Below are 26,562 nucleotides of genomic sequence, written 5' to 3'. Positions count from 1 at the left end.
AATATTTTTATATTTGTCAAAAATAAAAAACATGAGAACTCTAATATTTACTCTTTTTTATCTATTAAGCTTCACAATAAGCGCACAAACCATAACAGGGATAACAACCACAGATGGCGATGCATTACCTTATGTAAATGTATATTTAAAAGGAACTCAAAAAGGCTCAGTTTCTAATGATGACGGTGTATTTAGTATTAAAAACATACCTCAAGGAAAGCACACCATTACTGCATCATTTACAGGATATCAAACACAAAGAACAACAATAACAGTATCGAAATCAGACGATATTACTATAAATTTCGATTTACCAGAATCTGAAATATTAGATGAAATTGTGGTTACAGGAACCTTAAAATCCGTTTCTAGGTTGGACAGTCCTGTACCCGTAGAAGTGTATTCTACCGCATTTCTAAAAAAGAATCCTACTCCAAATATTTTTGAAGCATTGCAAAACGTAAACGGTGTACGCCCGCAAATAAATTGCAATGTTTGTAATACGGGAGATATTCACATCAATGGTTTAGAAGGGCCATATACCTTAGTTTTAATAGATGGCATGCCTATCGTTAGCGGACTTTCTACGGTTTATGGCTTGTCTGGAATTCCAAATTCTTTAATAGAACAAATTGAAATTGTAAAAGGTCCAGCATCATCTCTTTACGGAAGTGAAGCTGTTGGTGGCTTAATTAATATTATTACAAAACTACCCGAAAACGCACCACGCTTCTTTGCGGATAGCTACGCAACAGGTTGGGGAGAAATTAATTTAGATCTAGGTTTCAATACTAAAGTTGGGAAAAAAGCCAATTTACTTTTTGGTGTTAACTACTTTAACTACAACAATCCTATTGATAACAATGGCGATAATTTTACCGATTTAACCCTTCAGAATAGAATATCAGTATTTCAAAAATGGAATTTTAAACGTAAAGAAAATAGAGTCTTCTCTTTGGCCGGACGAGTATTTTACGAAGATCGTTGGGGCGGAGACATGCAATGGACCTCCGATTTTAGAGGTGGAAATGAAATCTACGGAGAAAGCATTTACACTAAGCGTGGAGAACTTTTAGGTAAATATCAATTACCCATTAAGGAAAAGGTGATGTTTCAATTTTCATACACAGATCACGATCAAAATTCAGTTTATGGAGACACAGCTTTTCTAGCCCAACAACGCATAGGTTTTGGTCAATTTACTTGGGATAAACCGCTTAAAAACCACGATTTACTTTTTGGAGCTGCCGCAAGATATAACTATTATAATGACAGTACACCTGCCACATTAACCGCCGACGAAGTGATTATTCCTTCCCTTTTTGCCCAAGACGAAATAAAACTAAGCCTAAAAAACACCTTACTATTAGGCGCTCGATACGATTATGATAAAAGACATGGCAATATATTCACACCAAGAATTGCGTATAAATTTAAACCAACACCCGATGATGTTTTTAGAGTAAATGCCGGATCAGGTTTTAGAGTGGTTAATATTTTTACCGAAGAGCACGCGGCACTTACCGGAGCCAGAGATGTAATAATTTCCGAAGAACTAAAACCCGAACGCTCCATCAACGTAAATCTAAATTATCTTAAAAAATTCTACACAAAATCAGGCGCCATTATCGGTTTAGATGTTTCGGCATGGTACACACATTTTTCAAATTTAATTTTACCAGATTACGACACCAACCCCAACCAAATTATATATGATAATTTAGACGGTAAAGCGGTAACAAAAGGCATAAGCGCTAATCTAGACGCTATAATAACAAGTGGCGTTAAACTTCTTGTTGGGGCTACAATTCAAGATGTATCGCAAACAGAAAACGACATAAAAGAACGCCAAATACTCACCGAAAATTTCACCGGAACCTGGGCAGCAACCTATAAAAATTACAAATACAATCTATCAGTAGATTATACTGGTAATATTTACGGCCCCATGCGCTTGCCTTTGTTAAGCGATTTAGATCCTAGAAGTCAAAACTCACCCGTTTGGAGCATACAAAACATACAATTAACTTTCGATGGTATTGAAAATGTAGAAATTTACGGAGGTGTTAAAAACCTATTAAACTGGACACCAAACAAGGGAAATCCATTTATTATAGCCAGAGCAAACGATCCTTTCGATAAAGATGTTACTTTCGATAATAATGGCAATGCACAAGTAACCCAAAACAACCCTTACGGATTAACCTTCGACCCAACTTATGTTTACGCACCCAACCAAGGAATTAGAGCCTTTTTAGGTTTAAGATATTCATTGAGATAATTAATTGCTTTTTAGTAATTTCACAAAAATTAAAATTCATGAAAAAATACACCTACATACTTCTTGTCAGCCTCATTGTTTTCAATTGCAAAGACGAGAAAAAAAACAACAATAAACTTAACATTGTCACCACAACATCCATGATTACCGATTTGGTAAAAAACATCGCTGGAGACCATGTTAATCTAGAAGGTTTAATGGGCAGTGGCGTCGATCCGCATTTATATAAAGCCAGTGAGGGCGACGTCACAAAGCTCGCCAATGCCGATATTATTTTTTACAACGGCCTACACCTAGAAGGCAAACTTGTAGAAGTTTTCGAGAAAATGCGCAACATAAAAACCGTTGCACTTTCCGATGCTTTAGATAAAAAAACACTTATTGGCTCCGAATATTTCGCCTCTAATTACGATCCGCACATTTGGTTCAACACCGATTACTGGATACAAATTACCCAATACGTTGCCAATACTTTATCCGACGCCCTTCCCGAAAAAAAGGAAATTTTTCAAGCCAACAGCACCGCCTATATTACACAATTAAAAGCCTTAAAAGCCAACATTAAAAGCACCATCGCAACCCTGCCAGAAGACAAACGTATCTTAGTAACAGCGCACGATGCTTTTAACTATTTCGGCAAAGCCTATGGTTTTAAAGTACTTGGTTTACAAGGAATTTCTACCGCAACAGAAGCCGGCGTGCAAGACGTTCAAAAGCTATCCGCCTTCATCATAGAAAATAAAATCAAGGCCATTTTTGTAGAAAGTTCCGTACCAAAACGCACCATAGAAGCGCTGCAAGCCGCGGTAAATTCCAAAGGCAATAACGTCGCTATTGGCGGCTCGTTATACTCCGATGCGCTCGGCAACGCAGGCACTATCGAGGGCACGTACATCGGCATGTTTCAATACAACGTCAACACTATCGTCAACGCGCTTAAATAATTTTTTTTGAAGCTTATCCTGCTATCCACTATATCTTTTTGTGTCGCAAACTTTAAAAACCTATAAAAAGCATAACATTAAGGTTTCTTTTAAAAAGTTAAGGCACATTTATTAAAACACAAAAAGGATGCCGTTGCTATCAGGGCTAAACCATCCGCAAATTCAGTATAAAACCAGTAAAATTGGCAAATCAATAAAGTGCCAATATCCGATAAAAAATGAACACATTCCCAGTAACAACCTCAACCATTTCCGCGAAAGCGCTAGAGGTATACATAAAAAAACAATACAAGCTAGACGAAAGTTACACCTGTACTTTGTTCAGAACCGGAATGAATCACACTTACTTTTTATCCAATAAAAACACCAAATTTGTACTCAGAGTCTACTGCTACAATTGGCGTTCAAAAACCGAAATAAACGAAGAAATTACGCTTTTATATCAGCTTAAAAACCAAGGTCTAAGTGTTTCTTTCCCAATAAAAGACAAAAACAACACTTACATTCAAGATATCGAAGCACCAGAAGGCACACGCCATGCGGTGCTATTTTCATTTGCCGAAGGAGAAAAAATGCGATTTATGGATAACAACACCTGTTTCGCCATTGGCGCATTAATGGGGAAATTCCATAGCGTTACCCAAAACAAAACCATCAACCGCATTCAGTACAATAAAAACTCACTTTTCGAATTACCATTTCAAAAATTAAGCAAATACTTTTCAGAAGACTTGCCCGAAATGGAATTCATAAAAACTATAGAAGCCACTTTTCAAGATTCCGATTTTAAAAACACAAAACAAGGCACCGTACATTTAGATATTTGGTACGATAATATGAGCGTTGCCAACCAAACCGACATCACTTTATTCGACTTCGATTTCTGTGGCAATGGTTCGCAAATTTTAGATATTGGTTATTTCTGCAAACAACTATTTCATATAGAAACCGATAAAAACATCTACGAAATAAAAAAAGACAGTTTCCTAGAAGGCTATCAAAAAACAAACACATTATCCGAAAAAGAACTAAAACTGCTCCCTAAAGCAGGACTTGCCGTTTTTATATTCTATCTTGGTATTCAAGCACAAAGATTCGATTGGTCTAATATTTTTCTTTCAGAAAACTACCTTAAAATGTATCTTGGACGATTAAAATCTTGGATGCAATACCAAAACATCGCAAACACATGAAAAAAAACATAGCTGTTCAAATAGACGATTTAACCGTAGCTTACAACTACAAACCCGTACTTTGGGATATAGATTTAGAAATTCCGGAAGGTGTTCTTATGGCTATTGTTGGCCCAAATGGCGCCGGTAAATCGACGTTAATAAAATCTATTTTAGGTATTTTAAAACCCATTGCTGGTAGCGTTTCAATTTTTGGCAAGAGCTACGAAAAACAACGTCATTTAGTAGCCTACGTGCCACAAAAAGGAAGCGTAGACTGGGATTTCCCAACTACCGCCTTAGATGTTGTAACTATGGGAACTTACGGAAGTTTAGGTTGGATAAAACGTCCCGGATTAAAAGAAAAAAAAGAATCTTTAGAGGCTTTAGAAAAAGTTGGCATGCTTGCTTTTAAAAACAGGCAAATTAGTCAACTTTCTGGCGGACAACAACAACGGATATTTTTAGCACGCGCTTTGGTGCAAAACGCGTCCATATATTTTATGGACGAACCGTTTCAAGGTGTTGACGCCACCACTGAAATTGCAATTATAAACATACTAAAAGAACTCCGAAAAGCAGGAAAAACAGTAATTGTAGTGCATCACGATTTACAAACCGTACCCGAATATTTTGACTGGGTAACCTTTTTAAACGTGAAAAAAATTGCCACAGGCCCTGTTAAAGATATTTTTAACGACGATAATTTAACAAAAACCTACGGAATTAATTACAAAGTAAGTATTCAAGAGTAATTTCTATTTACAGTAACAGCTCTCTGTATTCAGCATTAGCTCAAATGAAGAAAAAACAATACGTTCAATATTACAAAAAATGGACATAACAGAATATATAAAATTAGTTTTCACCGACTACACGCTTAGAACCATAACACTAGGAACCGCAATACTTGGTGCGGTTACTGGCATGCTTGGTAGCTTTGCTGTATTACGAAAACAAAGTCTTTTAGGTGATGCCATTTCGCACGCTGCCTTACCTGGGATTGCGATTGCTTTTTTAATTACTGGCGCAAAAGACACCAACGTGCTACTTTTAGGCGCTTTAGTCAGCGGACTGATTGGTACCTTTTGGATTCGTGGCATTATTAGTAAAACGCATTTAAAATCTGATACGGCTTTAGGGTTAATTCTATCGCTATTTTTTGGTTTTGGCATGTTACTTTTAACTTTTATTCAAAAACAACCTAATGCCAACCAAGCAGGTTTAGATAAATATTTATTCGGACAAGCGGCCACTTTAGTAGAAAGCGATGTTTGGCTTATGGCCATTGTTACCGGATTGTGTTTATTCGTTTTATTATTATTTTGGAAAGAATTTAAAATTCTGCTTTTTGATGCCGATTACACCAAAACACTCGGCTTCAATACTAAATTTATAGATATTTTAATCACCACTTTTATTGTTTTAGCCATTGTTTTAGGCTTACAAACCGTTGGTGTTGTACTTATGAGCGCCATGCTTTTAGCGCCTGCTGCCGCAGCCCGACAATGGACAAACAGTCTTGGTGTTATGGTGCTTTTAGCGGCATTATTTGGTGCGTTTTCAGGTGTTTTCGGAACTGCTATTAGCGCTAGCCAAAACAACCTTTCCACAGGACCAGTTATTGTTATCGTTGCTGGTGTTTTTGTTTTGGTTTCTTTTATATTTTCACCCAGTCGTGGATTGCTTTTTAAACAAATTAGATTTATCAAAAATCGCCGCGATTTAGAACTTCATAAAACCCTAGCTTTCATGTTTCATATTGCCGAAACACACGATAATATTTCGCATCCGCACACCATTAAAATTTTAAATAATTTTCAAGGATACACTAGAAATACACTTAAAAAACTAGTTGACAAACACTATGTAACCCTTAAAGGCAACACATGGAGTTTAACGGATGAAGGCTACAAAACCGCATCTAATTTGTACAACCAACAAAACGAAACCAATGAGTAACGCACAAATTGAAATACAACTTATTGCTAGTTTGGTTGCCATTGCTTGCGCCATTCCGGGTACGTTTTTAGTGCTCCGAAAAATGGCGATGATTAGCGATGCGATTAGCCATTCTATTTTACCCGGTATTGTTATTGGTTTTTTTATTACCCAAGATTTAAATTCACCTCTTCTAATTTTATTAGCAGCATTAACAGGTATTATTACCGTGGTTTTAGTTGAATATATTCAAAAAACAGGACTCGTTAAAGAGGATACCGCTATTGGCTTGGTATTCCCAATACTCTTTAGTATTGGTGTAATCCTTATTGCAAAAAATGCCAACGACGTGCATTTAGATGTCGACGCCGTTTTATTAGGCGAACTTGCTTTTGCACCATTTGATAGACTAATTATTTCTGGTGCTGATATTGGACCGAAATCGCTTTGGGTTATTGGCTCCATTTTATTGATTACTCTCGTACTACTACTAGCCTTTTTTAAAGAACTTAAAGTGAGTACTTTTGATGCAGGATTAGCAGCTTCTTTAGGCTTTTCACCAGCCATTCTTCATTACGGATTAATGACGGTATCTTCAGTAACCACAGTAGGTGCTTTTGATGCTGTTGGTGCTATTTTAGTAGTTGCTTTAATGATATCGCCCGCTGCCACAGCTTACCTGCTTACTAATAATTTAAAACGCATGCTCATTCTAGCCATGTGCTTTGGTGTGTTTAGTGCCATTTCTGGGTATTGGTTAGCACATTGGCTCGATGCTTCGATTTCAGGATCAATAACCACCATGCTTGGTTTGTTGTTTTTAGTTGTTTATTTATTCGCACCAAGCAAAGGTATTATTGCTGTGCTTTATCGCGAAAAACAACAGCGCACAGAAGTATCATTATTAACCTTTTTACTGCATTTAAAAAATCATACAGAAGAACGTGAACGCCATGTAAACCACCTCAACGAGCATATTAATTGGCAAAAAGTACGTTCGAAAACGGTTTTAGATTTAGCGCTTAAAAATAATATGATTCAGTTTGATAAAAACATTGTTTCTCTAACCGAAAAAGGAGAAAACTTCACCTCGCAAGCTATTGATTATATTATAACCAATCAAGATTCTAAAATTGAACATATGAAAGATGATTTCTTTTTATTTAGAGGATAATCAGTATGGCAGAACACAACCAACTTGGTAAAAAAGGCGAAGAACTGGCCGTGAATTTTCTAATAGAAAATGGCTACAGTATTATGGAGCGTAATTATCGCTATCAGAAAGCTGAAGTTGATATTATTGCGAAAAAAGGAGGTTTTCTAGCTGTTATTGAAGTAAAAACCCGCTCAACCATCAATTTTGGAAATCCTCAAGATTTTGTAAAACCAAAACAAATTCAGCGTTTAGTAAAAGCTATTGATCAATACGTAGAAACCAACAACCTTGATATGGAAGTCCGTTTTGATATTGTTGCCATTGTAAAAACAGGAAACACTTTTGAAATCGAGCATTTAGAAAACGCCTTTTATCATTTTTAATATAGACTTATTCTTCAACTTTATCAAAACCTTCTTTGTAAAAAGCTTTCAATAATTTAAAATCTTCTGGTTTCGAAATTATTTTTTTATCCTTATCTAAAATATAATACGTTGGTGTTGCCGTTACACCATAATCATTTCCAATTTTGTTTTCCCACTTTCCTTCACCATAAACGTGTATAAAACTTGGGTAATTATAAGTTAAACTTTTCCATTTATACGGATCGTCTTCCAAAGCTACAGCAATTACCTTCACTAAACCTTTCTCTAAAGTTTTCACATAAGTTTGCAACTGTGGAATTTCATCTAAACAATGCGAACACGTACTACTCCAAAAGACCACAACATAGGTTTGCGCTACATCCAGCTTACTTAACTGTGTTTTTACAAGCTTCTTATCCTTGGTCATATCAAAAGAAAAATCTGGAGCTTTTTGTCCAATCGAAGTGTTTTCAAACAAGGTTAAACCATCGATTAAATCTTGATCTTTTAATGCTTTAGCCACTGACATTAAATACGTGTTTGAAATATAATTAGCTACAGCATCATAATCTAAATCAATCATTTGTTGCCATAAATCGACAAGTAAAATACGCTTAACTCCTAACGGAGCCGTTTTTAAAGCTTCATAAAATACATCGATATTATTTTCATAATTTGCCACATCATCTTCCGTATCCGAAGTCATTCCGAAGACATAATTCAGCATTTTTTCTTCTAAAAAACTAGAACTTTGTAAAGCTTTATTATTAAAATCTACATGATCGAAATAATGTGCTTTCAAATGACTTATATATGTTTCTACAGGTTCAAAATCGGTTGGAATATATGGTCTATTTGCTTTTATAAAATCTAAAGCCATCATCCCTTTTGCGGCGGCTTCAAAATTTTCTTGGGTTTCTTTTTGAGTTTTAAAAATTGCTTTTAAAGCTTTCGGCTTATTACTTTCTTCTCTAAAATAGTTACCAATACTCTGCGTTACCATGGACATACTATTGGTGTACGAGGCCAATAATTTGTTTTCGGAAGATTTTAAAAACGTTACTCCGGTTTCCGAATTAAAGGTTAATTCAATATCTTCTTTACCGTTGTACATAATATCGAAATTATAATCTTCCTGAGGCACAGCGTACACCACGCGGTACATACCTTTGGTATTTAAAGAATCTAATTGAAATTCAAAACTACCGGTTTCCTTATTAACCTCGGCGTTAGAAATATATTCTGAAACCGTTGGCGTCACCTTATAAAGCAGAGCGAAATTATACTCTTTGGCAGGAGAGAATTTGCCTTTTATACTGTGTTGTGCTAATAAAATACTTGGTAATAATGCAATTAAAAATAGTAAACGTTTCACGATATTGAGTTGTATTTATTTTAAAATCTCCTTTTCAGAAGATAGAATTTAATTCACTTTAATGAAACAACAATTAAGCCACAATGGGTTGCAAAGCACCTAATGCTTGTTTCACGGTTTTTATTTTATCGAAAGTTAACATGAGCCTTAACCCATTTCGTGTTTGCTTTTCTTTCATTTTACAAACTTCAGGATGTTTTTGCACAAACTGTAATACACGTGTAAAACTAGCACTTTGATAAAAACTACTTTGTTGGTCGTTTATAAAGTAGCCAATAAGTTTGCCTTGTTTCATGACTACTTTTTCAAAACCAATTTTGGTTGCTAACCACTTAATTTGGACACTATTTAACAAATCGGTCACTTGTACTGGCAATTCGCCAAAGCGATCAACTAATTCTGCTTCAAAAGTAGCCAATTCCGCTTCGGTTTTCAAGTTATTTAACTGTGTATATAAACTTAATCTTTCAGCAATATTATTCACGTAATCATCAGGAAAAAGGAGTTCAAAATCGGTATCAATAGTGACTTCTTTCACATAAACACGTTCGCCTTCAGGTTCGTCGTATAAATCTTTGAATTCATTTTCTTTAAGCTCATCAATAGCTTCGGTTAATATTTTCTGATAGGTATCAAAACCAATTTCGTTAATAAATCCACTTTGTTCTCCTCCCAATAAATCGCCGGCTCCACGGATTTCTAGATCTTTCATGGCAATATTAAAACCACTTCCCAATTCGGTAAATTGCTCTAACGCTGTAATTCGTTTTCTAGCATCATCGGTCATTGCAGAATATTCGGGAGTAATAAAATAACAAAATGCTTTTTTATTGCTTCGTCCCACACGCCCTCGCATTTGATGCAAATCACTCAGCCCAAAATTATTAGCATTATTTATGAAAATAGTGTTGGCATTTGGCACATCCAAACCACTTTCAATAATAGTGGTACTCACCAAAACATCGAAGGCGCCATCCATAAAAGCCAACATTAATTGCTCTAGTTTTTTACCTTCCATTTGGCCATGACCAATACCTATTTTAGCATCGGGCACCAAACGTTGTATCATGCCCGCCACTTCTTTTATATTTTCTATTCTATTATGAATGAAGAAAATTTGTCCGCCTCGTTGAATTTCATAACTCACCGCATCACGAATATCATCTTCATTAAAACGAATCACGTTACTCTCAATAGGATAACGGTTTGGCGGAGGCGTGGTAATCACCGATAAATCGCGCGCTGCCATTAAACTAAATTGAAGCGTTCGCGGGATTGGCGTTGCTGTTAATGTAAGCACATCAACGTTATCTTTTAACGTTTTTAGTTTTTCTTTTACAGCAACTCCAAATTTTTGTTCTTCATCGACAATTAGAAGTCCTAAATCTTTAAATTTCACGTTTTTATTAACCAGTTGATGCGTACCGATAATGATATCGACTTTACCGTTTTCTAAATTCTCTAAGGTTTCTCGCTTTTCTTTAGCGGTTCTAAAACGATTAACATAATCAACCGTTACAGGAAAATCTTTTAAACGTTCGCTAAAAGTTCGTGAATGTTGGTAAGCCAAAATGGTTGTTGGCACCAAAACAGCCACTTGCTTCCCATTATCAACCGCTTTAAATGCCGCACGAATAGCAACCTCCGTTTTACCAAAACCAACATCACCACAAACCAAACGATCCATTGGTCGCTCGCTTTCCATATCCACTTTAATATCGGCTGTCGCAGTACTTTGGTCGGGCGTATCTTCATAAATAAACGAAGCTTCCAACTCGTGTTGCATATAACTATCCGGATTGTACTGATAGCCTTTTTCTGTTTTCCGCTTAGCGTAAAGTTTTATTAAATTGAAGGCCACATGCTTTACACGGGCTTTAGTTTTTTGTTTTAAGGTTTTCCAAGCCGTACTACCCAATTTATAAATTTTGGGCGGCTTGCCATCTTTACCGTTAAATTTCGTGATTTTATGTAACGAATGAATGCTTAAATACAACACATCGCGTTCACCGTACACCAATTTAATAGCTTCCTGCTTTTTGCCTTCGACATCTATTTTTTGAAGTCCGCCGAAACGCCCAATACCATGATCGATATGCGTTACATAATCGCCAATATCTAAATTTGTAAGCTCTTTTAAGGTGATTGCCTGTTTTTTGGCGTAACCATTTTTAACGTTGAATTTATGGTAACGCTCAAATATTTGATGATCGGTATAGCACGTTATTTTAGCATCGTGATCTACAAAACCTTGGTATAATGACAGCACAATGGTTTGATAAGACACATCGCCTTCTACATCGTCAAAAATATCATGAAAACGTTTGGCTTGTTGCTCACTAACACAGGCGATATAATTGGTATAACCTTTGTTATGGTTACTGTTTAAATCTTCTATTAAAAGATTAAATTGTTTATTAAACGCTGGTTGTGGCGTGGTTTTAAACTCTATAATTTGAACAGCCGCACCAATTTTTGTGAGTACAGAAGTGCCACCAAACTCAATAATTGAAAAATCGAGTAATTGTTTTTTTAATAATTCGGCGTTACAAAATAACTCGTGTGGTTCGGCGTGTTTTAATTCTGATGAAAGGGTTTTGAATGCACTTTCGGCTTTGTTGTAAAAATCGTCTATTCTAGAAAATAGTAAATCCGCATTTTTTAGACAGACCACCGTTTTTTGAGCAATATATTTTAAGAAACTTTGACGTTTTTCTTCTAAGAGCTTATTTGCAACATTAGGAATAACGTTTATTTTTTTTATTTGATCGATGGAAAGCTGTGTTTCTACATCGAAAGTTCGAATACTATCCACCTCATCTCCAAAGAATTCGATACGGTAAGGCTCATCGTTTGAGAATGAAAACACATCAACAATACCACCTCGCATTGAAAACTCACCTGGCTCGGTAACAAAATCGACCCGTTTAAATTGGTATTCAAAAAGGACTTCGTTTACAAAATCGATAGATAAATTATCGTTCACCCCTATTTTTAAGGTGTTACGTTCCAATTCTTTTCGAGTAACCACTTGCTCGAAAAGCGCATCGGGATAGGTAACAATTATAGCTGGCTTTTTTTGTGAATTTATACGATTTAAAACCTCTGCACGAAGCAACACATTAGCGTTATCAGTTTCTTCGATTTCGTATGGACGACGGTAACTTCCTGGGTAAAATAATACATCTTTACCATTACAAAGTTGCTCTAAATCGTTGAGATAAAAAGCAGCTTCTTCTTTATCGTTTAAAACGAGAAGAAACGGCTTATCGGCTTGTTTGAAAAGGTTGGAAATAACAAAGGAAAATGAGGATCCGACAAGGCCTTTTAATTGTACTTTATTTTGATTTTTGGCAACAGCAGTTTGCAGATTTTGCGCTTGCAAAGTCTGTAAATAGGTTTGCGAGAGGATAGATTTACTCACGAATTTTGTTTTTACGTTCGCAAAGGTAAGGTTTTAATATGTTTTTAAAATGAGACTCTTTTCTGTTTTTTTTAGTGAAATCTCTAGAGAATTAAAGACATATTGAGTAATTTGCCTCTTTTACCTGTATATGGTGAGAATTTTCAATAAAAACAAAAAAACTCTGAATGGTCCCTTACCAATCTACACTGCTTATCGATGATGATAAGTTTACTAATTTTTACAATGAAAAAATAGTAAAAAAACATAATACATTTAACTCTATCCAATCTGTAAATAGTGGTGCTGCCGCGTTGGCCTATCTACAAAAAGCGATGACTGGTTTAGTTGAAAAACCTGAAGTTATTTTTCTTGACATTAATATGCCCGCAATGAATGGTTGGGAATTTATAGAAGAATATAGCAAGCTAGATAAAACCTTTACTTCTAGTATTAAAATTATTATGTTAACAACATCATCTAATCCACATGATCAAGAAAAAGCAAAGGCTTCTTGCCTTATAGATGGTTACATAAACAAACCATTGTCTGTTGCGCTTTTAGATGAAGCTTTGAATTTTAAGAAGTAGTCCACATGGGAAAAAAAATAATTATTTTAATATGCCTGGTTTTCAGCACTGGCATTTACGCGCAAAAAAGAGCTTCTGTACAAGGAAATATTTCGGATGATTTTGGCGCTTTGCCAGGAGCATTAATTAGTGTTGAAGGTTATAAAATACAAACCACCACTAATGTAAACGGCGATTTTAAACTAGAACTTGAAGAAGGAGATTATGTGATAACCGCATCTTTTATTATGTATAATAGTAAAAGTAAATCAATCTCGCTTAAAGTAGGCGATAGTATTACTGTTGATTTTCGTTTAGAAACTGGCTTTTCTGCAGATGAGCCCGTATCCTTAGGAACTCGATCTAAACCACAGTCTGCATTAGAAACTACCGTACCTATTGAGATTATAACACCCGAAGAAATAAGTAATTCTTCGCATTTTGAATTAGGAGAATTACTTCAATTTTTAGTACCATCGTTTCATTCTACACAACAAACTGTTTCCGATGGCACAGACCATATCGACCCAGCAACTTTACGAGGTTTAGGACCAGATCAACTTTTGGTTTTAATCAACGGAAAACGACGCCACACATCTTCCATGTTAAATGTGAATAACACTATTGGCAGAGGTAGTGTGGGCACAGATTTTAATGCTATACCAGTGTCCTCTATCGATCATATTGAAATTTTAAGAGATGGTGCAACATCTCAGTACGGATCTGATGCTATTGCAGGTGTTATTAATATAATTCTGAAGAAACAAACCGATGTTATCGATATTGATACCGGAACTAAAATCAATACAGAAAACGATGGGGTAAACCATTATTTTAGTGGGAATTTTGGTTTAAAAATCGGAAATACTGGTTTTGTAAATATAACCGGAGAGTTTAGAGATAGAAGTGCTACAAACAGAGCAGGGAACTATACCGGCAATATCTATGTTTATAATGATGATACTTTAGATAACCAATTAATAGAAGAAAACGATTTTTTCTCTCAAACGGGCTATAATGATAAACAAGTTATGGAAGCTGGTAGTGCAGCAACTAGAAATTCAGCCTTGGCTTTTAATGGAGAATTATCACTTTTTGATAAGGCTAATCTTTATTTTTTTGGTGGTCGTAACTCTAGAGAAGGTACTTCAAAAGGGTTTTATCGTTTTCCTCTAGAAACAGATCGGGTTGTAGAATCACTTCATCCAAATGGTTTTTCACCAGAAATATTAACAAACATCCAAGATGATGCGGTTACTTTCGGAATTCGAGGAGAAAAAAATGGTTGGGATATTGATTTTAGTCATTCCATGGGATCTAATAGTATCGATTTTACGGTTAACAATTCTAATAACGCATCGCTTGGAGGAATTTCGTCTAGAACATTTAAATCTGGCGGATATCAATACGAACTGAACACAACTAACTTAGACTTTAGCCGACCTTTTGACGTTATGCATGGTCTTAACTTAGCCTTTGGAGGAGAACTCCGCGTGGAGCGTTATGAGATTATTGCAGGTGAAGAAGATTCATATATTAATGGCGGTGAAATGTACACCGATGAAAACGGAGAATTACGACCAAAAATTATTGGCGCTCAAGTATTTCCTGGCATACAACCTCAAGATGAACTTATTCGTTACCGTTCTAATGCTTCTGGATATGTCGATATTGAGTTAAAACCGATTGAGCCTATGCTTATAAAAGGAGCCTTTCGATATGAATCTAATAACGATTTTGGAGAAAACTCGCTTTGGAAACTTTCTGCTCGATATAAGTTAGGAAAAAAAACCGCCTTAAGATCTAGTTACTCTACAGGATTTAGGGCACCATCTATGCATCAAATGTTTTTTCAAAAAATTAGCACCCAGTTTTTTGATGGAGATATTAGTCAGGTTGGTACTTTTAACCAAGAAAGCACTTTGGTAACCGATGCTTTTGAAGTGAGTAAACTAAAGCCAGAATTATCAAAACATTTTAGCCTTGGTTTAAGCACTAAAATAGAAGATAAATACACGCTTTCTTTTGATTATTATAATATCAACATTGAAGATCGCATTGTTTTATCAGGACAGTTTGATGAAGGTTACGAAGATTTATTAGCGCCATTTGATGTAACGGCTGCACAATTTTTCGCAAATGCGATAGACTCTAAAACCAACGGTGTAGAAATGTCTTTCCATTACAAAAACCAAATAGGAGCCGGTAAATTAAACGGAAAGCTTTCAGCTAATTTTACCGAAACAAAAGTAACCAAAGTAAACAGGAGTAACATTGTAGACAACAATATTGAGTCGCTATTTAATAGAGAAGAACGCTCTAGAATAGAGTCTGCTCAGCCAAAATTCAAAATAAACTCGTATTTAAATTATGAAATTAATGATTTCAAATTCAATTTAGTTGGCACGTATTTTGGAAGCGTTATGTATATCCATCCAGACGATGGCAACCCAGATAATTGGGAGCTAAATGAGTTTACTGGCAATATTGAAACTCGAGATCAAAAATTCGATCCAAAGTTTGTTACCGATTTGTATGTAACTTATAATTATAAGAACTGGCTACAAGCCACTATTGGGTGCAATAATATTTTTGATGTGTACCCAAGTAAGCATACACACTCGGCTAATACGGAAAACGGAAGCTTGATTTATAGCAGACGTGTACAGCAATTTGGTGTTAACGGAGCCAATATTTTTACTAAAATTCTGTTACGTTTATAATGGTATGAAATTTAATAGTTTAATAAAATACACCTTAATGTTGTTATGCCTAATGGCTACACAAGTATATGCTCAAAACACAGATAATGAGCAGGTAAAACGCCTTAAGCGTGCTATTTTTATTTTCAATGTTGCAGAACAAACATTTTATGGCAATACGCATACAGACCTTAATTTTGTTATTGGGGTTTTAGGAAAAGACCGCACTATTATAGATTTAAAAAGCCTAGCACTAAAAAGAAAAATTAAAGACAAACCGGTTAAAGTGATTAGCTTTAATAGCGTAAAGGATATTGAAAACGCGGATATTGTCTACACTAATTATGAAAATAATTTTGATATTTCTTATGTATTAAACAAAATATCGAGCGATAACACGTTGCTTATTACAGAGAATTACCCTTATAATTCTTCTATGATTAATATTGTTAATGTTGGTAATGATTTCCAGTATGAAATTAACGAAAAATTGATGCTGAGCAACAATATTTCTACACATTATAACCTTCAAAAAAATGCTATTTCATCTATAGAAAAATGGAAACAGCTGTTCCAAAATTCTGAAAACACTTTAGTTAAAACCAAAGACAAACTATCTAAGGTAGAAAACCATGTTAAGCTTAAGGATCAAGAAATTGAAAACCAAAAAAAAACCATAGGTACCAAGGAAAATCTATTAAAAAACAAAAACAAATCTTTAGCTAATCAAAAAAGTGAAATTAACGAGCTTATCTCTCTTACTGAACTTCAAGAAAAAAAATATTCCGAGAAATTAATTATTGAAAGCGATCTAGAGCAACGCATTTTAAAACAAATAGATTCACTTAAAAATAAGCAAGAACAAATTACTTTAAGTAATAGTGAAATAGAAAAACAGCGAATCGTTTTAGCTAAGCAAAAAGAAGAAATTCTGGATAAGGAAACAAAAGCTAACGCTATTAATGAAAAGCTAAATACCCAACGCACAATTAATTATTTACTATTAGCATTGGTGATTTTTGCTGTGGTTTTAGTGTGGATCCTATTTAAAAACTATTACGCTACAAAGCGATTAAACACGGTTTTAAAAGAGAAAAACAACAAGATATATAGCCAATCTTTTACGTTGGCTTCTAAGAATAAAGAATTAGAAGAATTCGCCTACATAACAAGTCATGATTTAAAAGAACCTTTGGCAACAATTTCAGGACTTATTGCCTTACTGAAAGATGATTACAAAGATCAGCTCGACGATGACGCCATGACGAGCATGGAATTTATAGATAAGTCCAGTGAACGTATGAGAACACAGATAGACGATTTACTAGAGTATTCTAAGTTGGGAAAATCTAAAGAAAAAACGGCGATTGATTGTAATGATTTATTAGGAGAAATAACATTAGATATTGCTAATGCTATTACGCGTTTTAATGCCAAAATAACCTACGAAAATTTACCCACTGTTATGGGGAGTAAGGTTGAGCTTAGAGGGGTTTTTCAAAATTTAATAAATAATGCCATTAAGTTTAAAAAACCAGATGTAAATCCTGAGGTAGTTATTACATTTAAAACCGTTACATATGGACCTCAGAATTCAAGTTTTTGGCAATTTGAAGTAGCCGATAATGGTATAGGTATTGCTCAAAAACATAAAAGTAAAATTTTCTCTATTTTTCAGCGATTGCATTCTCGTGAAGAATACGAGGGTACGGGTATTGGTTTATCTTTTTGTAAAAAAATAGTAGAATCTTTAGGGGGGCAAATTTGGTTTGAATCTGAAATACACAAAGGCACTACATTTTTCTTTACAATACCGAAGTAATTGAAGTTTTGCAAAAGCAACCCTGTAATTTTAAATAACCTTACAGGTTTTTTTAAATCGCGTTTTCTGCGTTAGGGATTGCAGCGGATAGCCCACAGCCCGACGCAGGAGGTGCGAGGACTTGTAGCGGAAAGCCCGACCCTTGTGGTAACGCCCAAAAAATTAAACTTTTCGGTTTAGAATCTTAAAAAAAATATGTAGTTTTGCTGCACTAAAAAAAGAACAAAGGTATGTCGTTTTCAGATTTATTTGACAGTGGTTTTAAAAAGCGTAATGAGGATCATTTTGCTTCAATTGTAAAAATTGCCATGGATGACGGAGTTATTTCGGATGAAGAGCAGGCGTTTTTAGAACGTTTAGCTCGTAATTTAGATATTAGCGAGGGCGATTTTAAAATTATCTTAACGGATTATAAATCGCATCCAATTAATCCACCATCGTCTTACGATCGTCGTTTGGAACGTTTATACGATTTAGCCCGCATGGTTTATGTAGATCATATTAAAGGCGACCATGAAGAGGTTTTACTTAGAAAAATTGCTTTAGGCCTTGGTTTTAACACCGATAATGTAAAATATATTGTTGATAAAGCATTGACGTTGGTTAATAACGGTGCAGACTTAGACGATTTTACTGAGCAAATGAAAAACATGAATAGATAGTAGATTTTTACATCTAGTTATATAATGTGAGCACCCTTTTTGGGGTGCTTTTTTTATGGAATATGGTTTAGTTGTATTTCATTTTACGTAAAATGCGCATGGCTTCTTTATACTTTAGATACACTTCGCTGTTGTACTTTTTTAAATATGGCTTGGCTTCGTCGAGTTTATCGATGGCCTCATGAAACAGGTTTAGATAACAAATGAGATAGGTTACAGGCAGGTTTTTAAGATCTAATTCTTCTGCTTTTGTAAAGGTTAATCCTTTTTTAAGTTTTTCCAAAATAGCATTGTTGGCGTTGTAAATATGATGCAGCACTTTTTTATCATATTGAGGTGGTTCAAAGAGAAGTTTACTTTCAATAGCGTAAGTAGCATTGTTTTCGAAATGGATTATAGTCTCTTCAAGCTTATAATATTTATTATTATTTTGAAAACCCAAATTTACATATTCAGTAATCTTAAAGGCATCTTCGGATATAGAAATAGCAACATCGTCAAGTATCGAAAAAAACAAACGCACTTGCTCGTTTACAAGCTCGATATCGACGCGTGAAAAAAACACATCATCTTTTACCACTTTTTTTTGTCCTGCCCAACACACCACAAAATACTCTTTAAATACTTTATATTGCGGATTATAGTCTTTTCGATGGTTCATAAAATCGAAAACCCCATTTAACGTATGCTCTATATTGTTTTGAGAGTTTTTTTCAATGGCTTCGACAATTTTAGAGTTTACATCTTCAATTTCAATGTCGAAAACTTTAGGCATACTTATACTGCCATCTCTAAAAAAGACGGAACCTCCGTAATATTTCCAAATGTTTTTTCGCAAAGATGTTAATTTCCCTGTAGGCCTTATGGTAACCAAACCAACCACTTTATGATCAGGCAAATGCGGAAACGGTATGTTCTCGTATTGCACAATAGGCGGATGACTTAAATAGGCGTTTATTAAATTCTGAATTTTGCTATCGTCGAAAAAATCGACACCTACAATGGTATTATCTTCATCTTCTACACCAATTACAATAAACGAATTGTTTTTAGGGTTGCTATTAGACAAGGCGCAAACATGTTTTAAAAACTTGGCTTTTCCTTCTTTGTGAGTAATATCAATTTTTCGCTTTTTATCATAAAAACTGTTCTCATCATTGTGAGCTAAAAGGTGTTTTATGAGTAGGCGTTTGTTTATCATTTATAATAATTTAATTTCCTTTTAGAATATTTGCTATTGTTTTTCAGTGAAGTCATTATAAATTCTTATTAACAATAGTACTGCTTGCTTGTGCGGTGCAAAACATTAAAATATCTGCAAGGTTAACATGTGGCGGCCTAGAAATAGCGAAATAAATAACATCGGCAACATCCTTTGCTTGCAAAGCTTTAAACCCTTTATAAACTTGATTGGCAGCAGCATCCCCTTTATAACGCACTTGCGAAAACTCTGTTTCTACCATACCCGGATTTACGGCTCCAACCTTGATTCCATATTTATTTAAATCAATTCGCATGCCTTCTGTAATAGCTAAAACTGCATGTTTACTAGCGCAATAGACGTTTCCGTTAGGGTAAACTTCTTTTCCTGCGGAAGAACCAATATTTATAATTTGTCCCGATTTACGAGCCGTCATTTGCGGAATCACTGCTTTACTCACATACAACAAACCTTTAACGTTGATATCCATCATAGCATCCCAATCATCTAAATTTCCTTCGTTTATAGGATCTAAACCATGAGCATTACCTGCATTATTTATTAAAATATCTATGGTTTTAAAAGCTTCGGGCAGGCTTTCAATAGCATGTAGAGTCGCTGCTTTATCACTAACGTCAAAATTTAGAATATGCACATCGGTTAACCGCTCTAAAGCTTTTTGTATGGTATTCAAGCGTTCTATACGCCTTCCGCAGAGTATTAATTTAATGCCATGTTTTGCAAATTCGTAAGCGGTTGCTTCTCCAATACCACTTGTTGCTCCAGTAATTAGGGCTGTTTTTGTCATGCTACTTTTTATTCAATTTAATTCTTCCATAAAAATACTTAAAAACAAACTTAACTCGTATGCTTTCATGAAAAATTATAATCGAAATGCTTCTTCTAAAATGAATTAAAAAAATAATTAAGAAAAACTTATCATAATAATAGGTTAAACTGCGAAAACATTGAATTTCCTTGAATTTTTAACCAATTTTTAACAGCATCTAACGAAAAATTTTAACAATTTGCACAACTCTAAATAAGAGCTGTATATTAGCTTTTTAATAAAAAAAATAATGGAAGAAACAGGTACAATTGATATTAAGACGATAAACGAAAAAATTGAAAAGGAAAGTGCTTTTGTTGATTTACTAATGCTTGAAATGAACAAAGTAATTGTTGGCCAAAGACACATGGTAGAACGTTTACTTATTGGTTTATTAGGGCAGGGACATATTTTATTAGAAGGTGTGCCTGGTTTAGCAAAAACCTTAGCAATTAATACACTTGCACAAGCCGTTGATGGTAGTTTTAGCCGTATCCAATTTACGCCAGATTTATTACCAGCCGATGTTACAGGAACATTAATTTATAACATGAAAGTTAATGATTTCTCTATTAAAAAAGGACCAATCTTCGCCAATTTTGTATTAGCAGATGAGATTAACAGAGCGCCTGCAAAAGTACAATCGGCATTATTAGAAGCCATGCAAGAAAAGCAGGTTACTATTGGTGATGAAACTTTTAAATTAGACAAGCCCTTTTTAGTAATGGCCACCATGAACCCGGTTGAACAAGAAGGAACATACCCATTACCAGAAGCACAAGTCGATCGTTTTATGCTAAAAACTGTAATTGATTACCCAAAGTTAGACGAGGAGCAATTAATTATGCGATCTAACCTAAAAGGGTCTTGGGAAAAAGTAAACCCTGTAGTTTCTGTATCGCAAATATTACGTGCTCAAGAAGCTGTTCGTGAGGTTTATATGGATGAAAAAATTGAAAAATATATTCTGAATATTATTTTCGCAACCCGTTACCCAGAAAAATATAATCTTAACGATTTAAAACCATTAATTTCCTTTGGAGCATCGCCACGTGGTAGTATTAACTTAGCCACAGCTGCTAAATGTTACGCCTTTATTAAACGTCGTGGATATGTTATACCAGAAGATGTTCGCGCTGTGGTTTACGATGTATTACGTCACAGAATTGGTATTACCTATGAGGCTGAAGCTGAAAATGTAACCTCAATAGATATTATCACCAAAATCGTAAACGAAATTGAAGTACCTTAATTAGACGCCCGTTTTTTTTAGTTGGCCATTTTCAAGAATTACGCTTTCGTAAACTGAACATGACGACTGAAAACCGTATACTGATGACTGAGTACTGATGACTGAATACTGTTTACTGAAAAATGGATACTAAAGAATTACTAAAAAAAGTACGGAAAATTGAGATTAAGACACGTCGGTTGTCTGATCATATTTTTGGAGGCGAATACCATTCGACTTTCAAAGGGCGCGGCATGACTTTTAGCGAAGTGCGTCAATACAATTTTGGCGACGATGTTAGAAATATAGACTGGAATGTAACCGCACGCTACAACGAGCCTTACGTAAAAGTTTTTGAAGAAGAACGCGAACTAACCATGATGCTTATGGTTGATGTTTCAGGCTCGGAATTATTTGGAACCGAAAATCAATTTAAAAATGAAATGGTTACCGAAATCGCTGCTACCCTAGCCTTTTCAGCAACACAAAATAACGATAAAATAGGACTTATTTTATTTTCCGATAAAGTTGAATTATACATTCCGCCTAAAAAAGGACGTTCGCATGTGCTTCGTATCATTCGCGAATTAATAGAATTCAAACCAGAAAGCAAACAAACCAATTTAGCCGAAGCTTTAAAATTCATGCGAAACGTCATGAAGAAAAAAGTAATTGCTTTTGTACTTTCCGATTTTATAGCCGATGACTATCATCAAACCATGAAAATTGTCGCAAAAAAACACGATGTAACAGGAATTCGTGTGTATGATAAACGCGAAGAAGAAATCCCTAACATTGGGCTTGTACAAATGCAAGATGAAGAAACAGGCGAACTCATGTTAGTCAATACATCATCTAAAACCGTGCGTAAAAATTACAGTAAATTCTATCACGAAAAAGCGACTTATTACAAAGAAAGTTTTACCAAAGCGGGCGCAGGAGCTATAGATTGCCGCGTAGACGAAAGTTATGTAAAAAAATTATTGGGCTATTTTAAACATAGAGCATAATTAGTATTAGCAGTTAAAAAAATTAAAAGTGAGACAAATTACTTTAAATCATATCAAAATAAATAAGAAGTTTTCGGCCATTAGTAGCCCGAAAACTATTGGTATATATGCCATAATTTTATCTGTTTTATTTTTCCTATTCTCTTTAAGCTCACAAGCGCAAGTTACTTCAACCGTAGATTCTACATCCATTAAAATTGGAGCGCAAATCACGTATCATATTCAAGTTGAAACCGACACGACGAGTTTAGTTGTTTTCCCAGAAGGGCAATCGTTTTCTCCTTTAGAAATGATTGAATCTTACGCGGTAGACACGGTAAAAAACAAGGATAAATACAACCTGATAAAAAAATACGGACTCACACAATTCGATTCTGGCTCTTATACTATTCCACGTCAAAAAATTATTATTGGCACCAAAACATTTTTCACCGATTCGCTGAAAGTAGAAGTGAACAACGTAGTTATAGATACGCTAAAACAAGGTCTTTACGATATAAAACCTATTATTGAAGTTGAAAAATCATCAAGCAACTGGTGGAAATATGCTTTAATCATCCTGTTGATTATTGCTGCGATAGCCTTCATTCTTTATTGGTTTATTTGGCGTAAAAAACCACTTTCCGAAGAAGAAAAAATTGCTTTATTACCACCATACGACCGAGCGAAACTAGCTTTAAAAACATTAGATGAAAGTCGCTATTTAGAACAAGAAAACTTAAAAGATTATTATTCTGAATTAACCTTTATCATTAGAAAATATTTAGATGAAAAAGTTTACGATCGTGCTTTAGAAAGCACCACCGACGAATTAATTACAAGATTACAAATTCTGAAAGATGGTAATCAAGTTGATTTAAGTAAAGAAGATATTAGAAACTTAGAAAGCATTTTAAAACGTGCCGATTTAGTAAAGTTTGCTAAATCTGCGCCAGATATTGAGTTAGCAAAAATTGACCGCAGTACTATTGATATTGAAATCGATCACGTTAAAGAAGCTTTACCAGAACCTACGGAAGAAGAAAAACTTTTAGACGAAAAATACCGCGAAGAACAAGCTAAGAAAAAGAAACGAAACAAAATTATTTTAACCGTTGTTATCGCCATCTTCTTACTAATTGCAACCTTCGTGGGCTTTTCATTAAAATACGGGTTCAATTATGTAAAAGACACCCTTATTGGGCATGACAGCATCGAACTTTTAGAAGGCGATTGGGTTACCAGCTCATATGGCGTACCACCAATAACCATAACTACTCCAAAGGTTTTAAGACGAAATACGCCGGAACTTCCCGAAGAAGCGAAAGCCCAAATGGATGTTACGAGTTTCAATTATGGTAGTCTGCTTAACTTTTTTAGTATTGATGTTTCAACAATTACTATAAAACAAGCTAATCCCGAAGAAGATATCGATTTAGAACAAGCCGAAAATGCCGCCATAAAACAAATGGAACAAGCTGGTGTTACCGATATTTCTGTATTACGCGATAAGTTTTCGACACCAAACGGAGCCGAAGGTTTAAAAACACACGGTACAGGAAGTTTCCCTATTCTAAATTCCGATCAGTTTTACGAAGGTGAATATGTAATTTTACAATTTTCATCTAAAAACATTTTACAACGCATTTCCATTGTTTGGAATAAAACCGATGAATATGCCGATAGTATTGTAGAACGCATTATAAATTCAGTTGAACTTAAAAAAGCAGAAAACTAATGTTTGAAGGCATCGAATTTGTAAATAAAGAATTTTTCTGGTTGCTACTACTGCTGCCACTTGCTATTGTTTGGTATATTTTAAAACACAACAAACAAACAGCAGAACTTAAAATGTCGAGTTTAAATGGGTTTAAAGTGACCAGCTCATGGTTAACCAAATTAAAACCTATCATGTTTGCGCTACGTTTATTGGCGTTGGCATTTATAATTATGGCCTTGGCTCGTCCTCAAACCGTTGATGTTTCATCTAAAACAAAAACTACGCGAGGTATAGATATCGTTATGGCTATTGATGTTTCAGCAAGTATGTTAGCCAAAGATTTAGAGCCAAACCGATTAGACGCATTAAAAAATGTAGCTGCAGAATTTATTAAAGGTCGCCCAAACGATCGTATTGGTTTAGTAGAGTATGCCGGAGAAAGCTACACAAAAACACCAATTACCAGCGATAAAGCCATTGTGTTACGCTCGTTAAAAAGTATAGAATACAATAATATTATTGAAGGCGGAACTGCTATTGGTATGGGTTTAGCCACATCGGTAAACCGATTAAAAGACAGTAAAGCCAAAAGTAAAGTCATTATTTTACTTACCGATGGTGTTAATAATTCTGGGTTTATCGATCCGAAAATAGCGAGTGAACTTGCTGTTGAATACGGCATAAAAACGTACACTATCGGTCTAGGAACAAACGGTATGGCACTATCTCCTGTAGCCATTGACCCTAGAACAGGACAGTTTCAATATGGTAGAGTAAAGGTGGAAATAGACGAAACACTTCTTAAAGAAATCGCAACCGTAACAGGTGGTAAATATTTTAGAGCCACAAATAATAAGAAATTAGAAGAAATTTATAGCGAAATCAATAAGCTTGAAAAAACCGAAGTTGAAGAGTTTAAATTTTATAATTACGAAGAAAAATACAGACCATTAGTGCTTATAGCAGGTTTATTACTTTTAATAGAATTGCTATTGCGAAATACAATTTTCAAAAGTTTTGTTTAAAAACATAGGCAAGTACTGAATCACGGAGTACGACCCCGTTTAACTTAGAAAACTGAATACTGAAAAAACAGAAGATTAAAAAATGTTTCAATTAGAAGAAAAAATATGGTTTTGGACACTAGCGATTATTCCCGTAATAATCCTACTTTTTTTGATGCTTCAATTTTGGAGATACCGCGCACAAAAAAAGTTTGCCGATAAAGAATTATTAAAACGTTTAAGTCCAAATAAATCGGTATTTAAATCCGTTTTAAAAGTGGTTGTTTTATGTTTAGCTTTTTTATGTTTCACCATTGCTTTGGTAAACCCGAAAATTGGCACAAAACTTGAAACGGTAAAACGTGAAGGTGTAGATATTGTGTTCGCAGTCGATGTTTCAAAAAGTATGCTTGCCGAAGATATTGCGCCCAACCGTTTAGAGAAATCGAAACAATTGGTTACGCAAATCATCAACAACTTGGCCAGTGACCGTGTGGGTATTATCGCTTATGCGGGTAAAGCCTTTCCACAGTTACCAATTACCACCGATTACGCTTCGGCTAAAATGTTTTTAAACAACATGAATACCGATATGCTGTCCTCACAAGGTACTGCTATTAGCGAAGCTATAAAATTAGCAACCACATATTTTGATGATGAAGAACAAACCAATCGGGTTTTAATTATTATTTCGGATGGTGAAGATCATACCGAAGAAGCTGCAGCCGTTGCCGAACAAGCACACGACGAAGGCATTCGAATTTTCACTATAGGTGTTGGTGATGAGAAAGGTGGCCCAATTCCTATTAAACGAAACGGTGTTGTTTTAAATTATAAGAAAGATAAACAAGGCGAAACAGTAATTACACGTTTAAACGAAGATACTTTAAAGAAAATTGCAGACGAAGCAAATGGCGCTTACATCAACGGAAAAAACACCACTGATGTAGTTACCAATATTAGAGAAATATTAAATGGTATGGACAAAACAGAGTTCGAAGCCAAACAATTTGCCGATTTTAAAGATCAATTTCAATGGTTTTTAGGTCTTGGACTTTTCTTCCTATTTATAGATATTTTCTTATTAGAAAGAAAAACAGGATGGCTTAAGAAATTAAATTTATTTAATGAGAATTTTTAATCGCATTATAATAACCAAATAACTGGGTTTAATCACTTAGAAAGCACACATTAGA

At 34.8% G+C, this 26,562-nt stretch carries 20 protein-coding genes; 16 read left to right on the top strand and 4 right to left on the bottom strand.

Annotated elements, in window-relative coordinates; translation table 11 throughout:
- Positions 1-31: 31 nt before the first annotated feature.
- The 7 genes from QWY92_RS06595 to QWY92_RS06565 all read left to right on the top strand — a co-directional run bounded on the left by QWY92_RS06595 (position 32) and on the right by QWY92_RS06565 (position 7,877).
- Positions 32-2,281, top strand: a complete 2,250-nt coding sequence (locus tag QWY92_RS06595) for a TonB-dependent receptor (protein ID WP_290269543.1) — start codon at positions 32-34, stop codon at positions 2,279-2,281.
- A 38-nt stretch (positions 2,282-2,319) separates the two neighbouring features.
- Entirely contained in the window at positions 2,320-3,225 is a 906-nt protein-coding gene (locus QWY92_RS06590; protein ID WP_290269541.1) for a metal ABC transporter solute-binding protein, Zn/Mn family, read from the top strand.
- 218 nt (positions 3,226-3,443) lie between these two features.
- Entirely contained in the window at positions 3,444-4,418 is a 975-nt protein-coding gene (locus QWY92_RS06585; protein WP_290269540.1) for a phosphotransferase, read from the top strand.
- Positions 4,415-5,152, top strand: coding sequence for a metal ABC transporter ATP-binding protein (locus tag QWY92_RS06580; protein ID WP_290269539.1), 738 nt, complete (start codon positions 4,415-4,417; stop codon positions 5,150-5,152). Before QWY92_RS06585 ends, QWY92_RS06580 begins: the two co-directional genes overlap by 4 nt.
- Positions 5,153-5,231: 79 nt before the next feature.
- Positions 5,232-6,359 carry a metal ABC transporter permease gene (locus QWY92_RS06575; protein ID WP_290269536.1) on the top strand — a complete coding sequence of 376 codons (1,128 nt, stop codon included), beginning with the start codon at positions 5,232-5,234 and terminating at the stop codon, positions 6,357-6,359.
- Complete coding sequence (locus QWY92_RS06570) at positions 6,352-7,512, top strand: metal ABC transporter permease (protein ID WP_290269534.1); 1,161 nt, start codon at positions 6,352-6,354, stop codon at positions 7,510-7,512. Before QWY92_RS06575 ends, QWY92_RS06570 begins: the two co-directional genes overlap by 8 nt.
- Positions 7,513-7,517: 5 nt before the next feature.
- The gene (locus QWY92_RS06565; protein ID WP_290269533.1) at positions 7,518-7,877 is read left to right on the top strand and encodes a YraN family protein; all 360 of its coding nucleotides are present in this window, start codon (positions 7,518-7,520) and stop codon (positions 7,875-7,877) included.
- Positions 7,878-7,884: 7 nt separating this feature from the next.
- Here the strand turns inward: QWY92_RS06565 and QWY92_RS06560 are convergent, their stop codons facing one another.
- Entirely contained in the window at positions 7,885-9,234 is a 1,350-nt protein-coding gene (locus QWY92_RS06560) for a TlpA family protein disulfide reductase (protein ID WP_290269531.1), read from the bottom strand.
- A gap of 73 nt (positions 9,235-9,307) precedes the next feature.
- On the bottom strand, positions 9,308-12,658 hold the full coding sequence (mfd, locus tag QWY92_RS06555) for a transcription-repair coupling factor (RefSeq protein ID WP_290269529.1): 3,351 nt from the start codon (positions 12,656-12,658) through the stop codon (positions 9,308-9,310).
- Positions 12,659-12,825: 167 nt separating this feature from the next.
- On the opposite strand from mfd, the gene QWY92_RS06550 reads away from it, so the two are divergent.
- The 4 genes from QWY92_RS06550 to QWY92_RS06535 all read left to right on the top strand — a co-directional run bounded on the left by QWY92_RS06550 (position 12,826) and on the right by QWY92_RS06535 (position 18,392).
- Entirely contained in the window at positions 12,826-13,227 is a 402-nt protein-coding gene (locus tag QWY92_RS06550; protein WP_290269528.1) for a response regulator, read from the top strand.
- A 5-nt stretch (positions 13,228-13,232) separates the two neighbouring features.
- Positions 13,233-15,929: a TonB-dependent receptor gene (locus QWY92_RS06545; RefSeq protein ID WP_290269526.1), complete on the top strand. Its 2,697-nt coding sequence runs from the start codon at positions 13,233-13,235 to the stop codon at positions 15,927-15,929.
- A 37-nt stretch (positions 15,930-15,966) separates the two neighbouring features.
- The gene (locus QWY92_RS06540) at positions 15,967-17,730 is read left to right on the top strand and encodes a YfiR/HmsC family protein (RefSeq protein WP_290269524.1); all 1,764 of its coding nucleotides are present in this window, start codon (positions 15,967-15,969) and stop codon (positions 17,728-17,730) included.
- Positions 17,731-17,960: 230 nt separating this feature from the next.
- Positions 17,961-18,392, top strand: coding sequence for a tellurite resistance TerB family protein (locus QWY92_RS06535; protein ID WP_290269523.1), 432 nt, complete (start codon positions 17,961-17,963; stop codon positions 18,390-18,392).
- A 67-nt stretch (positions 18,393-18,459) separates the two neighbouring features.
- On the opposite strand, the gene QWY92_RS06530 is transcribed toward QWY92_RS06535, so the two are convergent.
- Entirely contained in the window at positions 18,460-19,593 is a 1,134-nt protein-coding gene (locus QWY92_RS06530; RefSeq protein WP_290269522.1) for an ATP-binding protein, read from the bottom strand.
- Between the two features lie 55 nt (positions 19,594-19,648).
- Positions 19,649-20,401, bottom strand: coding sequence for an SDR family NAD(P)-dependent oxidoreductase (locus QWY92_RS06525; RefSeq protein ID WP_290269521.1), 753 nt, complete (start codon positions 20,399-20,401; stop codon positions 19,649-19,651).
- Positions 20,402-20,672: 271 nt separating this feature from the next.
- Between QWY92_RS06525 and QWY92_RS06520 the strand changes: the two genes are divergently transcribed.
- The 5 genes from QWY92_RS06520 to QWY92_RS06500 all read left to right on the top strand — a co-directional run bounded on the left by QWY92_RS06520 (position 20,673) and on the right by QWY92_RS06500 (position 26,507).
- Positions 20,673-21,674: an AAA family ATPase gene (locus QWY92_RS06520; protein WP_290269520.1), complete on the top strand. Its 1,002-nt coding sequence runs from the start codon at positions 20,673-20,675 to the stop codon at positions 21,672-21,674.
- Between the two features lie 122 nt (positions 21,675-21,796).
- Positions 21,797-22,663 (top strand): DUF58 domain-containing protein, encoded by an 867-nt coding sequence (locus QWY92_RS06515; protein ID WP_290269518.1) that lies wholly within the window; start codon positions 21,797-21,799, stop codon positions 22,661-22,663.
- 79 nt (positions 22,664-22,742) lie between these two features.
- A complete protein-coding gene (locus QWY92_RS06510; protein ID WP_377878554.1) occupies positions 22,743-24,380 on the top strand; it encodes a hypothetical protein in 1,638 nt (545 codons plus the stop codon).
- Positions 24,380-25,387: a vWA domain-containing protein gene (locus QWY92_RS06505; RefSeq protein ID WP_290269514.1), complete on the top strand. Its 1,008-nt coding sequence runs from the start codon at positions 24,380-24,382 to the stop codon at positions 25,385-25,387. The genes QWY92_RS06510 and QWY92_RS06505 overlap by 1 nt, the downstream gene beginning before the upstream one ends.
- 82 nt (positions 25,388-25,469) lie before the next feature.
- On the top strand, positions 25,470-26,507 hold the full coding sequence (locus QWY92_RS06500; RefSeq protein WP_290269512.1) for a vWA domain-containing protein: 1,038 nt from the start codon (positions 25,470-25,472) through the stop codon (positions 26,505-26,507).
- Positions 26,508-26,562 lie beyond the last annotated feature (55 nt).

The sequence above is a fragment of the Algibacter miyuki genome, assembly GCF_030409805.1.
GTDB classification, from domain to species: Bacteria; Bacteroidota; Bacteroidia; order Flavobacteriales; family Flavobacteriaceae; genus Algibacter; species Algibacter miyuki.
This window is presented reverse-complemented; position numbering and strand designations above follow the sequence as displayed.

Bases quoted from the DNA above. Each gene is read 5' to 3' on its own strand.
- QWY92_RS06595 (WP_290269543.1), top strand. From the start codon at position 32: ATGAGAACTCTAATATTTACTCTTTTTTATCTATTAAGCTTCACAATA.
- QWY92_RS06515 (WP_290269518.1), top strand. From the start codon at position 21,797: ATGGATACTAAAGAATTACTAAAAAAAGTACGGAAAATTGAGATTAAG.
- QWY92_RS06545 (WP_290269526.1), top strand. From the start codon at position 13,233: ATGGGAAAAAAAATAATTATTTTAATATGCCTGGTTTTCAGCACTGGC.
- QWY92_RS06530 (WP_290269522.1), bottom strand. From the start codon at position 19,593: ATGATAAACAAACGCCTACTCATAAAACACCTTTTAGCTCACAATGAT.
- QWY92_RS06505 (WP_290269514.1), top strand. From the start codon at position 24,380: ATGTTTGAAGGCATCGAATTTGTAAATAAAGAATTTTTCTGGTTGCTA.
- QWY92_RS06540 (WP_290269524.1), top strand. From the start codon at position 15,967: ATGTTGTTATGCCTAATGGCTACACAAGTATATGCTCAAAACACAGAT.
- QWY92_RS06520 (WP_290269520.1), top strand. From the start codon at position 20,673: ATGGAAGAAACAGGTACAATTGATATTAAGACGATAAACGAAAAAATT.
- QWY92_RS06550 (WP_290269528.1), top strand. From the start codon at position 12,826: ATGGTCCCTTACCAATCTACACTGCTTATCGATGATGATAAGTTTACT.
- QWY92_RS06565 (WP_290269533.1), top strand. From the start codon at position 7,518: ATGGCAGAACACAACCAACTTGGTAAAAAAGGCGAAGAACTGGCCGTG.
- QWY92_RS06575 (WP_290269536.1), top strand. From the start codon at position 5,232: ATGGACATAACAGAATATATAAAATTAGTTTTCACCGACTACACGCTT.
- QWY92_RS06590 (WP_290269541.1), top strand. From the start codon at position 2,320: ATGAAAAAATACACCTACATACTTCTTGTCAGCCTCATTGTTTTCAAT.
- QWY92_RS06535 (WP_290269523.1), top strand. From the start codon at position 17,961: ATGTCGTTTTCAGATTTATTTGACAGTGGTTTTAAAAAGCGTAATGAG.
- QWY92_RS06500 (WP_290269512.1), top strand. From the start codon at position 25,470: ATGTTTCAATTAGAAGAAAAAATATGGTTTTGGACACTAGCGATTATT.
- QWY92_RS06580 (WP_290269539.1), top strand. From the start codon at position 4,415: ATGAAAAAAAACATAGCTGTTCAAATAGACGATTTAACCGTAGCTTAC.
- QWY92_RS06585 (WP_290269540.1), top strand. From the start codon at position 3,444: ATGAACACATTCCCAGTAACAACCTCAACCATTTCCGCGAAAGCGCTA.
- QWY92_RS06525 (WP_290269521.1), bottom strand. From the start codon at position 20,401: ATGACAAAAACAGCCCTAATTACTGGAGCAACAAGTGGTATTGGAGAA.
- QWY92_RS06570 (WP_290269534.1), top strand. From the start codon at position 6,352: ATGAGTAACGCACAAATTGAAATACAACTTATTGCTAGTTTGGTTGCC.